14 protein-coding genes are annotated in these 14,993 nt (G+C 74.2%); 12 read left to right on the top strand and 2 right to left on the bottom strand.

The genetic code is table 11. The annotated features are described in order from the left end of the window. The first annotated feature begins 35 nt into the window (after positions 1-35). Together OEB99_RS15375 and OEB99_RS15380 are read left to right on the top strand one after the other, a co-directional pair. Entirely contained in the window at positions 36-1,034 is a 999-nt protein-coding gene (locus OEB99_RS15375; RefSeq protein WP_263578168.1) for a phosphotransferase family protein, read from the top strand. 11 nt (positions 1,035-1,045) lie between these two features. Continuing rightward, positions 1,046-2,419, top strand: a complete 1,374-nt coding sequence (locus OEB99_RS15380; protein WP_263578169.1) for an MATE family efflux transporter — start codon at positions 1,046-1,048, stop codon at positions 2,417-2,419. Positions 2,420-2,432: 13 nt separating this feature from the next. Here the strand turns inward: OEB99_RS15380 and OEB99_RS15385 are convergent, their stop codons facing one another. Next, positions 2,433-3,269, bottom strand: a complete 837-nt coding sequence (locus OEB99_RS15385; RefSeq protein ID WP_263578170.1) for a COG4705 family protein — start codon at positions 3,267-3,269, stop codon at positions 2,433-2,435. A gap of 123 nt (positions 3,270-3,392) precedes the next feature. On the opposite strand from OEB99_RS15385, the gene OEB99_RS15390 reads away from it, so the two are divergent. From OEB99_RS15390 to OEB99_RS15430, 9 genes are read left to right on the top strand one after another with little or no spacing between them, the layout of a single operon-like run. Then, entirely contained in the window at positions 3,393-3,788 is a 396-nt protein-coding gene (locus tag OEB99_RS15390; protein ID WP_318011425.1) for an ArsR/SmtB family transcription factor, read from the top strand. Then, the gene (locus OEB99_RS15395) at positions 3,785-4,276 is read left to right on the top strand and encodes an NADH-quinone oxidoreductase subunit B family protein (RefSeq protein WP_263578172.1); all 492 of its coding nucleotides are present in this window, start codon (positions 3,785-3,787) and stop codon (positions 4,274-4,276) included. Before OEB99_RS15390 ends, OEB99_RS15395 begins: the two co-directional genes overlap by 4 nt. After that, positions 4,273-6,240 (top strand): proton-conducting transporter transmembrane domain-containing protein, encoded by a 1,968-nt coding sequence (locus OEB99_RS15400; protein WP_263578173.1) that lies wholly within the window; start codon positions 4,273-4,275, stop codon positions 6,238-6,240. Before OEB99_RS15395 ends, OEB99_RS15400 begins: the two co-directional genes overlap by 4 nt. Further along, a complete protein-coding gene (locus tag OEB99_RS15405) occupies positions 6,237-7,187 on the top strand; it encodes a respiratory chain complex I subunit 1 family protein (protein WP_263578174.1) in 951 nt (316 codons plus the stop codon). Before OEB99_RS15400 ends, OEB99_RS15405 begins: the two co-directional genes overlap by 4 nt. Beyond that, the gene (locus tag OEB99_RS15410) at positions 7,187-7,873 is read left to right on the top strand and encodes a hypothetical protein (RefSeq protein WP_263578175.1); all 687 of its coding nucleotides are present in this window, start codon (positions 7,187-7,189) and stop codon (positions 7,871-7,873) included. Before OEB99_RS15405 ends, OEB99_RS15410 begins: the two co-directional genes overlap by 1 nt. Then, positions 7,873-9,321: a proton-conducting transporter transmembrane domain-containing protein gene (locus tag OEB99_RS15415; protein ID WP_263578176.1), complete on the top strand. Its 1,449-nt coding sequence runs from the start codon at positions 7,873-7,875 to the stop codon at positions 9,319-9,321. The genes OEB99_RS15410 and OEB99_RS15415 overlap by 1 nt, the downstream gene beginning before the upstream one ends. Continuing rightward, on the top strand, positions 9,318-10,817 hold the full coding sequence (locus OEB99_RS15420) for a hydrogenase large subunit (protein ID WP_263578177.1): 1,500 nt from the start codon (positions 9,318-9,320) through the stop codon (positions 10,815-10,817). Before OEB99_RS15415 ends, OEB99_RS15420 begins: the two co-directional genes overlap by 4 nt. Positions 10,818-10,842: 25 nt before the next feature. After that, positions 10,843-11,601 carry a COG4280 domain-containing protein gene (locus tag OEB99_RS15425; protein WP_263578178.1) on the top strand — a complete coding sequence of 253 codons (759 nt, stop codon included), beginning with the start codon at positions 10,843-10,845 and terminating at the stop codon, positions 11,599-11,601. Positions 11,602-11,604: 3 nt separating this feature from the next. Next, entirely contained in the window at positions 11,605-11,802 is a 198-nt protein-coding gene (locus OEB99_RS15430; RefSeq protein WP_263578179.1) for a hypothetical protein, read from the top strand. 38 nt (positions 11,803-11,840) lie between these two features. Here the strand turns inward: OEB99_RS15430 and OEB99_RS15435 are convergent, their stop codons facing one another. Further along, a complete protein-coding gene (locus OEB99_RS15435; RefSeq protein ID WP_263578180.1) occupies positions 11,841-13,340 on the bottom strand; it encodes a helix-turn-helix domain-containing protein in 1,500 nt (499 codons plus the stop codon). Between the two features lie 146 nt (positions 13,341-13,486). Here OEB99_RS15435 and aceA point away from each other — a divergent pair, with 146 nt between their 5' ends. Beyond that, positions 13,487-14,842 (top strand): isocitrate lyase, encoded by a 1,356-nt coding sequence (gene aceA / locus OEB99_RS15440; RefSeq protein ID WP_263578181.1) that lies wholly within the window; start codon positions 13,487-13,489, stop codon positions 14,840-14,842. The last annotated feature ends 151 nt before the right edge of the window (positions 14,843-14,993 follow it).

Consider the following 14,993-nt stretch of genomic DNA (forward strand, 5'->3'; position numbering starts at 1 on the left):
GGTCGCCGAGAGACCTGGACCGGGAGAACCGCTCGATGGAGAGCATCACCAAGAACCGCCAGAGCCCGCAGACCCTGCAGGCCATGATCGAGCGCGCCTACGGCCCGGACCTGGTGCCCACCGGGCCCGAGGACACGTGGCACGAGGAGCTCGGCCACGGCTGGTTCAACGTCGCCTACCGGATCACCCTGCGCGACGGCCAGGCCAAGGTCGTCAAGATCGCCCCGCCGCCCGGGGTCGAGGTGATGACCTACGAGCGCGGCGCCATGGGGATCGAGCTGACGTCGTTGCGGATGATCGCCGAGCAGACCGCCGTCCCGGTCCCGCAGGTGGACTTCGTCGACACCACGCACGAGCTGGTCGACGCCGACTACTTCTTCATGCCGTTCGTCGACGGTGACAACTTCGCCGTCGTCCGCGACGCCCTGAGCGACGAGGAGCAGGACCACTACAACCGGGAGCTCGGCGCCCTGAACCGCGAGCTCAACGCGATCCGCGGCCCGTGGTTCGGTCCGCTCGCCGGTCCCGGCGACCCGTCGTGGCGCGTCGTGTTCGGCGGCATCGTCGAGGACGTGCTGCACGACGGCGAACGTCGGGGCGTCGACCTCGGCTGGGACTACGGCCTGGTCCGCCGGGTGATCGCCGAGCGGGCCGCCGTGCTCGACGAGGTCACCGAGCCCCGGTTCATCGAGTGGGACCTGTGGGACGGCAACGCGATGATCCGCGACGGCCGGATCGTCGGCATCATCGACCACGAGCGCGCGCTGTACGGCGACCCGCTGATGGAGGCCGGGTTCGTGGCCTCACAGCTGCCGGCGTTCGGCGACTCGGCGGCGTTCATGGCCGGCTACGGCTGGGCCGAGCTCACCGAGACCGAGCGGCTCCGGCGACAGCTGTACTGCCTGCACCTCGTGCTGGTCATGATGATCGAGACCGACTACCGCGGGCATGCGGACACCACGCAGTACGACTGGGCGCGTGAGCGCATGGACGAGGTGATGGCTGCTCTCGGCGTGGCCGCGCCCACGACCTGACGGGGCGTCCGGTGGCGCGCACCCGCGACCGCGCGGCAGACCTCGGCACCGCCCCGGTGGGGCGGCTGCTGTGGCACACCTGCTCGCAGACCACGATGTCGGTCGGGGTGTACGGGATCTACGCGCTCACCAACGCCTGGTTCGTCGCACGCGGCGTCGGCGCGACGGCGCTCGCCGGGGTCAACCTGGTCGCCCCGGTGCTCCTGGTGCTCGGCGCGGTGAGCACCACGGTCGGCGTGGGCGGTGCGTCCCTGGTCTCGCGTCGGCTCGGGGCCGGCGACCCCGACGGCGCCGGGCGCGCCGCGGGCAACGCGTTCGTGGTCTTCTGGTCCGCTGCGCTCGCGATCACCGTCGTCGGGCTGCTCGCGATCGAGCCGCTGCTCACCGCGCTCGGTGCGCGAGGCGAGGCGCGTGGCTACGCACGCGACTACGCCGTCGTGCTGCTCGCCGGTGCGATCACCGCGACGGGCTTCTCCAGCCTCGTGCGCGCCGAGGGGCGCATGCGGTTCTCGACCATGCTGTGGGTCGTCCCGGTGCTGGTGCAGATCGCGCTCGACCCGCTGCTCATCTGGGGCCTGCACCTCGGGGTCCGCGGTGCAGCGCTGGGCACCGTCGGCGGTCAGGCGGTCTCGGCCGGGATGAGCATGTGGTTCTTCTTCGTCCAGCGTGACCGGCCGTACCGGGTCGGTCGGGCGGAGCTGCGCCCGCACGGCCCCACCACCCGCGAGGTCGTCACGCTCGGCGCCCCGTCGTTCCTCAGCGGCTTCGGCGCGACCGTGCTGGTCGGCCTGGTCAACAACCTCGTGGTCGCGACCGGCGGGACCGTGGCGCTCGCGGCCTACGCCGTGGCGGCGCGGGTGCAGACGTTCCTCGGGATGCCGCAGGTCGGGATCACCCAGGGTGTGCAGCCGCTGATCGGGTACAACGCGGGCGCCGGGCACTGGGCCCGGGCGGTGCGGGCCCGCGCGCTCGGGCTCCGGGCCACCGTCGGGTACGGCGCGCTGGCAGCCCTCGTCGCCGCTGTGCTCGCAGGGCCGCTGGTCGGGGTCTTCGTGTCCGACCCGGAGATCGCCGCCGACGGGGTGGTCGCGCTGCGGATCACGACGCTCGGGCTGGTCGCCGCGGGCGTGGTCCCGGTCGCCGCGGCGGCCTTCCAGGCGCTGGGCCAGGCGCGGCCCGCCTATGCGCTGTCGATCGGCACCCTGGTCGCGATCAAGATCCCGCTCGTCCTCGTCGGCGCGCGGTTCGGGCCCACCGGTGTCTGGGTGGCGCTGGCGGCGGGCGAGGCCGTGGCGGCCGTCGCCGCGGTGGCCGTGCTCCGGCGTGCGGGGCGGGTCGGGGAGCCCGCGGTGCTGCCCGCGACGGGCACCCGGGAGTCGCGTTGACGGCCCAGGACACCTAGTCGGGCGCTGCCTCGACCCCGAGCGGGGCCGGGCTCGCGCGCCAGGAGAGTCGCGCCACCAGCACGGCGATCAGCAGCGCGAAGGCGAGGGCCATCCGGCCGTCGCCCCAGCCCAGGCCGCCGACCTCGGTCGACTTGCCGGTCCAGTCCGCGACCGAGGCGCCGAGCGGGCGGGTGAGCACGTAGGCCGTCCAGAACGCGGCGACCGGGTTCCAGTGCCACCACCGGTAGCCGATCGCCGGCACGCAGATCGCCGCCGCGAACAGCAGGACCGAGCCTGCGTAGCCCAGGTGCAGGGTCACCGCGGTCAGGTCGCCCACGGCGGTGCCGGTCGCGAAGGTCGCCGCGACCGCCGCCCAGTAGAACAGCTCGCGCCGCCAGGTGGTCACCGCGTGCACCGAGAGGGTCTCCTCGACGCGCCACCACAGCCAGAAGACGCCCGCGAGGACCGCGCCGTAGCCCAGGCTCGACACCAGGTACGGGACGCCGAGCACGACGTGCACGACGTCGGCGGCCATCGTGCCGAAGATGCCGACCATGACCACGGCGAGCCAGTACGCCCAGGGCGTGTAGCGACCGCGCGCGAGCTGGACCGCGAGGGCCGCGGCGAATGCGACGAACCCGGCCAGCACCGCGACCACCGGGTTGATCGCGAGCACGAGGTAGTCCGAGGCGGACTCGCCGAGCGCCGTCGACAGGCCCTTGATCACCCAGAACGCGGTCGAGATCTCGGCGACGCGCACCGCGGTCGACCCCCACGAGGACGACCAGGAGGACGACCAGGAGGTCGACCGGGCGGACGACCGGGCGGACGGGGGCGGTGAGGTCGGCACGCAGGCATGCTGCGGGCCGGACCTTGGGATTGCCTGGGAGCTCGTCGGCAGGCGACCGCCGGGTGCGTCAGTTGAAGAAGTATTCATGTTGTAAAGTTCGTAGATCGTCGATCGGAGGTGCGCGTGCCGGAGGTCTACCGGGCCAAGGCCGAGCTGTTCCGCACGCTGGGCCACCCCGCTCGGATCCGCATCCTCGAGCTGCTCGCCGAGCGCGACCGCCCCGTCCACGAGCTGCTCGCCGCGATCGACATCGAGGCGTCGAACCTGTCCCAGCAGCTGGCCGTCCTGCGCCGCGCCGGGCTCGTGGACCACCGGCGCGAGGGCGCCGAGGTCGTCTACGCCGCGAGCGTGCCCGGTGTCGCGGAGCTGCTGCGGGTCGCCCGCGCCCTGCTCGCCGACATCCTCGCCGACCAGGCGAGCCTGCGGGACGAGCTGGTCGCCGCACCGGGACCGGCCGAGCCCGCTCCTGACGGCGAACCGCCCGCCGTCGGCCACGCTGCGGAGGCGGTGCCCGAGTGAGCTGGCGGTCGCTGGCCGGACTGATCCGGCGGACCGGCACCGTCGCCGAACCTGCACCACCCCTGCCCGAGGCCGAGCCGGCGGGAGCCGCGGGCGTGCTCGGCGGGTCGCTGCAGATCCGGCACGTCGACGCCGGCTCGTGCAACGGGTGCGAGATCGAGCTCGGCGCCGCGTTCGGTCCGGTGTACGACGCCGAGCGCTACGGTGCGCGGCTGGTCGCCTCGCCGCGTCACGCGGACGCCGTCCTGGTCACCGGTGCGGTCACCCGGAACATGGCCGAGCCGCTCCGCCTCACCGTCCGGGCCACGCCCGAGCCGCGGCTCGTCATCGCGATGGGGGACTGCGCACGCGGCTGCGGCCCGTTCCGCGACGGCTACGGCGTCGTGGGCGGCGCCGACGACGTGGTGCCCGTCGACGCCGAGATCCCCGGGTGCCCGCCCGAACCGGCCGCCGTGGTCGAGGCGCTGCGCCGGGTGACCGGTCGATGACCCCGCTGTGGGTGCAGGCCGCTGCGGCGCTGCTCGCGGTGCTCCTCGCCGTCGTCGCCCCCGCCCGGCTGCGCGGTCGGCTCGCCGGCGCCGCATGTGCCGTGACGGCGGGTGCCGGCGTGTGGGGAGGCGCCCAGGCCATGGCCGGTGGTGCGGGCGTGCTCGTGGTCGGCACCGCGCTGCCGGGCGTCTCGATGACCTTCGCGCCCGACCGGCTCGGGGGTCTGTTCATCATCCTCGCCGGCGGGGTCGGCGTGGTCGCGTCGGTGTACGGGATCGGCTACGCGGCCTGGGCGGCACGGACCACCTGGGCCGGGTTCGCGGTGCTCCTGCTCGGCATGCAGCTCGTGCCCGCGGCCGGGGACGTGCTGGGCTTCCTGCTCCCCTGGGAGCTGATGGCCGGCGGGTCCGCGGTGCTCGTCCTGGCCGAGCACCGGACCAGGCCGAGCGCGCGGCCGGCCGGGGTCTGGTACACGGTCATGACGCACCTCAGCCTGGTCACGATCCTGGGTGGCTTCGCGCTGCTCGTCGTCGCCACCGGCGGTCAGGACTTCGCCACGCTCGCCACCGCGGACCCGGCGGCCTCCGGAGCCGCGTTCGTGCTGCTCACCCTCGGGTTCGCGGCCAAGGCGGGGCTGGTCCCGCTGCACGTCTGGCTGCCGCGGGCGCACCCCGAGGCGCCGAGCCACGCCTCGGCCGCGATGAGTGCCGCGATGGTCAAGATGGGGCTGTACGGGCTCCTCCTGGTGACCGTGCGGCTGCTGCCAGGTGGCCCGGCCTGGTGGGCCTGGACGCTGATCGGGCTCGGTGCCGTCTCCGCGGTCTACGGGATCCTGCAGGCGGGCGTCGCGTCCGACCTGAAGCGGCTGCTCGCGTACTCGACGACCGAGAACCTCGGCCTCATGGTGCTCGCGCTCGGCGTCGCGCTGCTGCTGCGCCCGGCGGCGCCGGTCGCGTCGGCCACCGCGCTGCTCGCGTGCCTGCTGCTCGCGGTGAGCCACGCAGCGTTCAAGACCACGTTGTTCCTCGGTGCCGGCTCGGTGCTGCACGCGACCGGGGAGCGTGACCTGGACCGGCTCGGGGGCCTGGTGCACACCATGCCGTGGACGGCCACCACGTTCGCGATCGGTGCGCTCGGCGCCGCGGCCCTGCCGCTGACCGGCGGGTTCGTCGCCGAGTGGGTCCTGCTGCAGGCCCTGGTTCGTGGCGGCGAGACGGTCGACCGCACGGTCACCGTCGCGACCCCGCTCGCCATCGGGGTGGTGGCGCTGACCGCCGGGCTCGCGCTGCTGACGTTCGTGAAGGCCTTCGGCATCGGCTTCCTCGCACGGCCGCGCACACCCGGCACCCAGCGGGCGCACCGCGCTCCTGTGTCGATGCGGGCCGGCATGGTCGCAGCTGCGGCCGCGGTGGTCGCGCTCGGGGTGGCACCCGGTCCGGTCGCGGTCGCCCTGGCGCGCGCGGTGGACGTCCCGGTCACGAGCACCGGGGTCGCCGGGATCGCGCTGCCCGGTGCCGGGCCCGTGCTCGACCCCGCGCTGGTGGCCGCGCTCGGCCTCGGCCTGACGGTGCCGGTGGTGGCCGCCGTGCTGGTCGCCGCGCGCCGCGCGCCGCGCGTGGTGGAGGTGCCCGCGTGGGGCTGCGGTGCGGTGCGCGACGACCCCCGGGTGCAGTACACGGCGACCTCGTACGCCGAGCCGTTGCTGCGGGTGTTCGACGACGCGCTGCAGCCCGAGCGCGACGTCGAGGTGACCCACATCGCCGAGTCGCGGTACCTGGCGGCCCGCGTCGCGTACCGCCAGGAGCTGTCCGACGTGGTCGAGACCCGGCTCTACCGGCCGGTGCTGCGCGCGGTCGACGTCGTGGCCGACCGGGTCCGGCGGGTGCACAACGGCTCGGTGTCGCGGTACCTGACGTTCGCGTTCGGTGCGCTCGTGGCCGTCCTGGTGGTGGTCGCCCGATGAGCGCCGTGGGCGCCCAGGTGGTCGTCGCCGTGGTCCAGGTCGTCGTGCTGGTGCTCGCCGCACCCGTGGTGGTCGGCGTGACGCGGGAGGTGCGCGCTCGCGCCGAGGGGCGCGCCGGTGGCCGGGTCGGCCAGCCGTGGCGCGACCTGGTCAAGTGGTGGCGCAAGCGGCCGCTGCAGGCGACCGGCACCAGCGTGGTCAGCAGGATCGCGCCCGTGCTGCTGCTCAGCTCGAGCCTCGTCGTGGTGGCACTGGTGCCGCTGGTCACGGCCGCTCCGACGGTGGTCCCCGCCGACCTCCTGGTCGTGGTGTCCGTGCTGCTGGTCGGCACGGTCGCGATCGCCCTGCTCGGGCTCGACGCCGGGTCGGCGTTCGGCGGGATGGGGTCCAGCCGGCACATGATGATCGCCGCGCTGGTCGAACCGACCGTGCTGATGGCGGTGTACGCGCTCTCGGTGCCGGTGGGCAGCTCGTCGCTGTCCGCGATCGTCGACGCGCGCCGGGACGACCCCGCCAGCATCGCGTCGCCCGCCGGGGTGCTCGCGGTGGTCGCACTGGTGGTCGTGGTCCTGGCCGAGACCGGGCGGCTGCCGGTGGACAACCCGTCGACCCACCTCGAGCTCACCATGGTCCACGAAGCGATGCTGCTCGAGGCGTCCGGGCGGGACCTGGCGAGCCTCGAGCTCGGCGGGTGGTTGCGGCTGTCCGCGCTGCTCGGGCTGGTCGGCAACCTCGTGCTGCCGTGGGGTGTCGCGGGCGGGACCGGTCCGGGCGAGCTCGCGCTCGGTGCCGTGGCCCTGCTGGCGAAGCTCGGGCTGCTCGCCGCGGTGCTCGGCGCCGCCGAGGTCGGCGTGGCCAAGCTGCGCCTGTTCCGCGTCCCGGAGCTGCTCGCCGGGTCGTTCGTGCTGGCGTTCCTGGCCGTCACCGCATCGGCGCTGGTGGCCTGATGACGACTCTCGACTCCCTCGCGACGCAGGCGCTCGCGCTGAGCACCGGCGCCCTCCTGGTCACCGCGGCGCTGCTCGTCTGGCGACGCTCCCTGGCCGCCTCCGCGCGGGTGCTCGCCGTGCAGGGCGCGAGCCTCGCGCTCCTGGTCGGCGCCATCGCGCTCGAGGAGCGCGAGGTCGAGCTCGGCGTGGTCGCGCTCGTCGTGCTCGCGCTCAAGGGTGTCGTCATCCCGGCCGTGGTCGCGCGTGGCGTGCGCGTCTCCGGTGTGCAGCGCGAGGACGCGCCGCGGCTCAACCCGACCGCCGGCCTGGTCGCAGCGACCGGCCTGACCACGCTCGCCTATCTGGTCAGCGAACCGATCAGCGCCGCCATCGCCGGGCGTGGCGTGGTCGCCAGCGGCCCCGGCGCGTTCGCCGTCCCGGCGGGCCTGACGCTCGTCCTGGTCGGGCTGCTCCTGGTGGTCACGCGGCGCCGCGCGCTGTCGCAGCTCGTCGGCTTCCTGGTGCTCGACAACGGGATCGCGGCGGTCGCGTTCCTCACCGCGGCCGGTGTGCCGTTCGTGGTGGAGCTCGGCGTGTCCCTCGACGTGCTGCTGGTCGCGCTGATCCTGGCCGTGCTGTCCGGACGCCTGCACGCGGTGATCGGCGCGGTCACCGTCGACGAGCTCGACGAGCTGAGGGACTGATGGCCGGCGTCCTGATCCTGCCTCTGCTCGCGGCCGCGACGCTCGCGCTGCTCGCCGCGGTGACGTCGTGGCGGCCGGTGACCGCCTGGTCCGGCGTCGTCACCTCCGGTGCGGTCCTGGTCAGCGGTCTCGCGCTGGTCGCGCACCGCGGGCCCGTCCCCGAGCTCGCGGGCGGACTGCTCCGGGCCGACGCGCTCTCCGCGTACCTGCTGACCGTGGTCGGCGCGGTCGGGCTGACCGCGACCTGGGCCGGTCTGCCGAGCGCACGCACCGGCACCGCGACGCGGGCGGAGCGGCGCTACGCGGCGATGGTCAGCGTCTTCCTGGGTGCGATGTCCGTCGCGGTGCTCACCGACAACCTCGGTCTGCTCTGGGTGGCGATCGAGGCGACGACGATCGCGACCGCGTTCCTGGTCGGCCACCGTGGCACCCGTCGTGCGCTCGAGGCGGCCTGGAAGTACGTCATGCTCGGTTCGGTCGGCGTCGCGATCGCCCTGCTGGGCGTGGTCCTGCTGTATGCGGCGAGCCGCAGCGCGGGCGACGCGACCCTGTCCTGGGTGGTGCTGACCTCGGGCCGGCTGCCGCTGGATCCCGGGCTGGTCCGGGTCGCCGGGGCGCTCGCCGTCCTCGGCCTGGCCACCAAGGCCGGGCTGGTCCCGATGCACGCCTGGCTCCCGGACGCGCACAGCCAGGCTCCGGCGCCGGTCTCCGCGCTGATGTCGGGCGTGCTGCTCGCGGTCGCGTTCTACGGGATCCTGCGGGTCCAGGTCGTGGTGGACGCGGTCGTGGGCCCCGGGCTCATGCGCGGGCTGCTGCTGACCGCGGGGCTGGGCTCGTTGCTGGTCTCGGCCGCGCTCGTGTGGCGCCAGCGGGACTACAAGCGGCTGCTGGCCTGGTCCAGCGTCGAGCACATGGGCCTGATGGCGGTCGGCGCGGCCGTCGGCGGGCCGCTCGCGCTCGCGGCGGTGCTGCTGCACGTGCTCGGCCACGGGCTCGCGAAGGCCACCGCGTTCGTCACCGCCGGTCGCATCCTCGAGGTCGAGGGGACCAGCCGGATCGACGAGGTCCGTGGCCTGCTCGCCCGCCGGCCGCTGCTCGCGGGCCTCCTGGTCACCGCGGCTGCCGTGCTGCTCGGCATGCCACCCTTCGCGTTGTTCTTCTCCGAGGTCGGCCTCGTCGTCGCCGGGTGGCGGGGCGGCCTCGGCTGGGCGATGGGCGTCGTCCTCGTCGCGCTGCTCGTGGTCTTCGCCGGGGTGGCCCGCGCCGTGCTCGCGATGGTGTCCGGTCCAGCGGCAGGACCCGATCCGGGCGACACTGCGGCGGGGTCGGCGGGCAGAGGTCCGGTGGCGCCGCTCGTCCTCGCCCTGGCGGTCACCGCGGTAGCCGGGTTCCTGTCGGCCTCGGTGGGCGAGGCGATCGCTCGCGCGGTGGCGGTGGTGACGGGATGAGCACGCACCCCCGGCACACCGCCCACGAGGTCGAGGCCGGCCGTCTGGTGGGCGAGGTCGAAGCCCTGCTCGGTGCGGGCGCGCGCCTGGCGCTGGTCGCCGCGCACGACGACGGCCCCTCCGGGTTCCGGGTCGTGTACCTGTTCGCCGACCCGGCGCAGGGCCGCACCGAGCTGGTGCTCCGGGTGCCGCGCGAGGCACCCGCGATCCCGTCGCTCGCATCGCTGTCGTTCCCGGCCGGCCGTTTCGAGCGCGGCCTGCAGGACACGTTCGGGATCACCCCGACCGGTCATCCGCGCCCGCGACGCCTCGTGCTGCACGACCACTGGCCGGTCGACTGGTACCCGATGCGCCGGGACGCGACCACCGAGCCGCGGTTCGGCCCGGACCGCGGCACGTTCTCGTTCGTGCCCGTGCTCGGCGAAGGCGTCTACGAGATCCCGGTCGGCCCGGTGCACGCCGGGATGATCGAGCCGGGCCACTTCAGGTTCTCCGTCGTCGGCGAGACGATCATCCGGATGAAGGCCCGGCTGTGGTTCGTGCACCGCGGGATGGAGAAGCTCTTCGAGGGCCGCACGGCGGCCGAGGGCCTCGCGCTGGCCGAGGTGATCAGCGGTGACACGGCGGTCGGCCACGGGCTGGCGTTCGCGATGGCGGTCGAGGACGCGGCCGGTCTGGTCGTCGACGAGCAGGACCGCCTCGTCCGCGCGCTCCTGCTCGAGCTCGAGCGGCTGCACAACCACGTCAGCGACCTCGGGGCGATCGCGAACGACGTCGGCTTCGGCATCGCGGCCGCCCACACCCAGCGCCTTCGCGAGCGTCTGCTGCGGCAGCACGCAGCGCTCACCGGCCACCGGCTGCTGCGCGGCGGGGTGCGGATCGGCGGTGCCGCGCTCGCGGGTGACGTCGATGTCGCCCTGGTCCGCGGGGTCGCGTCCGAGCTGGCCGAGGTCGTGGACATCACGCTCGGCAACTCGGTGGTGATGGACCGGTTCGTCGGCACGGCCGTCCTGGGCCGCGAGGCGGCCGCCGAGATGGGGGTCCTCGGCTACGTCGCGCGGGCGAGCGGCCTGGACGTGGACGCCCGGCGCGACCACCCGTTCGTCGACCTCGGCGACCGGTTCGCGGTGGTCACCCGCCAGGACGGTGACGTGCACGCGCGCTTCGCCGTCCGGGCCGAGGAGGCGCAGGTCTCGGCGGCGCTGGTCGCCGATCTCGCCGACCGGCTGGACGGGCGTCGCGGGACCGGTCGCAGCGCAGCAGACCTCACCGGGGCGGCGAGCCGGTCGGGGGCGTCGCTCGTGGAGGCGTGGCGCGGGACCGCGTGCCACCGCGTCGAGCTGGACGCATCAGGTCGCACGACCCGGGTCGCCGTGGTGGACCCGTCGTTCTTCACCTGGCCGGCACTGCCGGTCTCGCTCCAGGACACGATCGTCCCGGACTTCCCGTTGGCCAACAAGAGCTTCAACCAGTCGTACGCGGGCAACGACCTCTAGGGCTGCGCGGGTAGGGTCGGGGGCCGTGACGAGTGTCGCCCTGGTCGTTGCGGTGTTCGCCGCGTGCGTGGTCGAGGCGGTCGAGGCGCTGACGATCCTGCTCGCGGTGGGCACCACGCGAGGCTGGCGGTCCGCCCTGATCGGGGCCGGGACCGCCGTCGTCGCGCTCGCGGCGATCGTCGCGCTGCTCGGTCCGGCGATCTCCGCGATCCCGATCGACTGGCTGAGGCTCCTGGTCGGCGGTCTGCTGCTGATCTTCGGGGTCGGCTGGCTGCGCAAGGCGATCATGCGTGCGGCCGGGCTCAAGGCGCTGCACGACGAGGACGAGATCTTCGCGACGCAGGTCGCCGCGTCCCGCACCGCTGAGACCGAGCGACGCGCGCTCGTGGGCGACTGGTACGCATTCACGCTCAGCTTCAAGGGCGTGCTGCTCGAGGGGCTCGAGGTGGTGTTCATCGTGCTCACGTTCGGCACCAACCAGCAGGACGTGCCGCTCGCCGCGTTCGGCGCGGTGGCCGCCGTGCTCCTGGTCGGGGTGCTGGGTGTCGCGGTGCGCCGGCCGCTGGCCCGGGTGCCGGAGAACACCATGAAGCTCGGCGTGGGGATCATGCTCACCGCGTTCGGCATCTTCTGGGGTGCCGAGGGCGCCGGGGTGGAGTGGCCGGGCGCCGACGCGGCGCTGCTCGTGCTGGTCCCGGCGGTCCTCGCGGTGTGCCTGGCCTACATCGCCGTGCTGCGCCGGAGGCCGGAGCTGGCTCTCGGCCGCAGCCTGGAGAGGGTCTGAGCCGTGCGACACCTCAAGGCGTTCGGGGCGTTCTGGTGGGACTTCGTGGTCGGCGACGACTGGCTGGTCGCGGTTGCCGTGGTCGCCGGGCTGGCGATCACCGCAGCGCTCGTCCACGTCGGCGTCAACGCGTGGTGGTTCCTGCCCGTCCTCGTGCTCGGTCTGGTCCCGGTGAGCATCCGGCGCCTGGTCCGGCGCTGAGGCGGCCGATCGGTCGCATCCACGGACCCGGCCGACGGTCACTCCTGAGGCGCGTGCCGCTCCAGGAAGCCCAGCACCTCGGTCTGGTCCACGCCCGGGTAGATCCCGGTGGGCAGGGTGGCGAGCAGGCTCGCGTGCGTGCGGGTGCTCGGCCTGACCTGGCCGCTCCACCGCTCGGCGAGCTCGGGCGGGGCGAGCCGGCAGCAGCGCGGGTCCGGGCAGTGCGAGACGGCGCGCTCGGTCGTGTCGCGGCCGGCGAACCACCACACGTGCGCGAACGGCACGCCGACGCTGATCGAGAACTCGCCCTCGGGCGAGCTCTGCACGCGCGACGTGCACCAGAACGTGCCCGACGGGGTGTCGGTGTACTGGTGGTAGGGGTTCAACCGGTCGTCGACCTCGAAGACCCGGCGCGCGGTCCAGCGTCGGCACACGTGCTGCCCCTCGACCGCACCGAGCGGGTCGGTCGGGAAGACCACGCCGTCGTTCTCGTAGGCCTTGTGCAGCGCGCCGCTGCGCTCGACCTTCATGAAGTGCACCGGGATCTCCAGGTGCCGGGTCGCGAGGTTGGTGAACCGGTGCGCGGCGACCTCGTAGGACACCGCGAAGGTGTCGCGCAGGTCCTCGACCGCGAGCGTGCGCGTCCGCTTGGACTCCGCCAGCAGCGCGACGGCCGCCGCCTCGGGCAGCAGCAGCGCGGCGGCGAGGTAGTTGGTCTCCACCCGCTGGGCGAGCAGCTCGCCGTAGTCGGCCGGGTCGTCGTGGCCGAGCACGTAGCCGGCCAGGGCCTGGAGCACCACCGAGCGGGGGTCGTCGCCGACGTGGCCGAGGTAGACCCGCCGGTGCGCCAGGTCGGTCACCGACCGGGTCGACGGGGGCAGGTCGGTGACGTGGTGCAACGTGAAGCCCAGGTGGTCGGCGAGCTCGGCGACCCCGCGCTGGGAGAGCGGGCCGCCGGTGTGGCCGATCGCGTCGAGCAGGTCGCGGGCCTTCTCCTCGAGCTCCGGGAAGTAGTTGTCGCGCTCGCGCATCTGCTCGCGCAGCGCGGCGTTCGCCCGGCGCGCCTCCTCCGGGGTCGCGGCCTTCTCCGCGAGCAGCCGGCGCACCTCCGACTGCAGCGCCACGATCGTCTCCAGCGCGTCGGTGGGCAGCGAGCGGGACACCTTGACCGTGGGCACCTCGAGGCCGGCGAACAGCGGTCCGCGCTGGGCGCGCTCGAGCTCGACCTCGAGTGCTGCCCGGCGGCTCGGCGGCGACGCGTCCAGCAGGGCGTCGACCGAGACGTCGAGTGCGTCGGCGATCGCGCGCAGCAGGGACAGGCGTGGCTCGCGCAGCCCGTTCTCCAGCATGGAGATCTGCGAGGCGGCGCGGCCGACCGCCTGGCCGAGCTCGGCCAGCGTGAGCCCGCGTGCCTGGCGCAGGTGGCGGACCCGTCGGCCGATCAGCAGCGGGTCGGTGGTGGACTCGGGCACCGCGCGCAACCCCCGGCGGGGGGTTGCAGGGTCGTCGGTGAGGCGAGCGCCATCGGTCGCGTCCATGGCATCCAAGGGTGCAGCGTCCCGCGCGACCTCGCCAGGTTGTGCGGCGCAGAAGAACGCCGATTCTTCCCACGGAAGACCCCGGTTCAACACGGTCCGGTTCCGCTCACGATGGGTCTCGACCGGCCCGACGAGGGGAGACCGACGTGACCACGACCACCGCACGACCCGTCCAGCACCGGCCCGAGGTACCGGCCGTTCCCGGCGCACGGCCTCGCTCGGGCGACCAGCGCCAGACCGCCGACGACCTCCGTGCCGAGTGGGCCACCGACCCGCGGTGGGCCGGCGTACGCCGCGACTACGACGCCGAGGACGTCCTGGCCCTGCGTGGCACCGTGGTCGAGGAGCACACCCTGGCGCGGCGCGGTGCCGAGCGGCTCTGGGAGCTGCTGCACACCAGGGACTTCGTCCGCTCGCTGGGGGCCCTGACCGGCAACCAGGCGGTCCAGCAGGTCCGGGCGGGGCTCGAGGCCATCTACCTGTCCGGCTGGCAGGTCGCCGCGGACGCGAACCTGGCCGGGCAGACCTACCCCGACCAGTCGCTGTACCCGGCGAACTCGGTGCCCGCCGTGGTGCGCCGGATCAACAACGCGCTGCTGCGGGCCGACCAGGTGGAGACCTCGGACGGCGGCCCGGTCCGGGACTGGCTGGTGCCGATCGTGGCCGACGCCGAGGCCGGCTTCGGCGGCCCGCTCAACGCGTTCGAGCTGATGCGGGCGATGATCGCTGCCGGCGCGGCGGGCGTGCACTGGGAGGACCAGCTCGCCGCGGAGAAGAAGTGCGGCCACCTCGGCGGCAAGGTGCTGGTACCGACCTCGCAGCATGTGCGCACGCTGTCCGCGGCCCGGCTCGCGGCCGACGTGAGCGGCGTGCCGACGGTGGTCGTCGCCCGGACCGACGCGCTCGCGGCCGACCTCATCACATCCGACGTCGACCCGCGTGACGCGGAGCACCTCACCGGTGAGCGGACCGCGGAGGGGTTCTACCGGACCCGGCCCGGTCTCGAGGCGGTGATCAGCCGGCAGCTCGCGTACGCCGAGTACGCCGACCTGCTGTGGGTGGAGACCGGCACGCCCGACCTGGGTGTCGCTCGCGAGTTCGCCGAGGCGATCCACGAGCGCTACCCCGGCAAGATGCTCGCCTACAACTGCTCGCCGAGCTTCAACTGGCGCGAGCACCTGGACGACGCGCAGATCGCCGCGTTCCAGGACACGCTCGGCGAGCTCGGCTACGCGTTCCAGTTCATCACCCTGGCCGGGTTCCACGCGCTGAACCACTCGATGTTCACGCTCGCGCAGGGGTACGCCCGCGGCGGGATGACCGCCTACGTCGAGCTGCAGCAGGCCGAGATCGCCTCCGAGGCGGACGGCTACACCGCGACCCGGCACCAGCACGAGGTGGGCACGGCCTACTTCGACCGGGTCTCCACGACCATCGACCCGGCCAGCGCGACCACCGCGATGACGGGGTCCACCGAGACCGCCCAGTTCAGGAGCCACTGATGACTCAGACCACCGACCGTCCGACCACCGACCGTCCGACCACCGACCGTCCGACCCCCGACCCGGCCGGCCGGACCGACCGTCCGAGCGCGCCGGCCGCGCCTACCGAGGCCGTCGGTCCCGAGCGTCCCGCGACAGGAGCCGCGCCCAC

Origin of the sequence: Actinotalea endophytica (assembly GCF_025717005.1) — a bacterium.
Lineage (GTDB): Bacteria > Actinomycetota > Actinomycetes > Actinomycetales > Cellulomonadaceae > Actinotalea.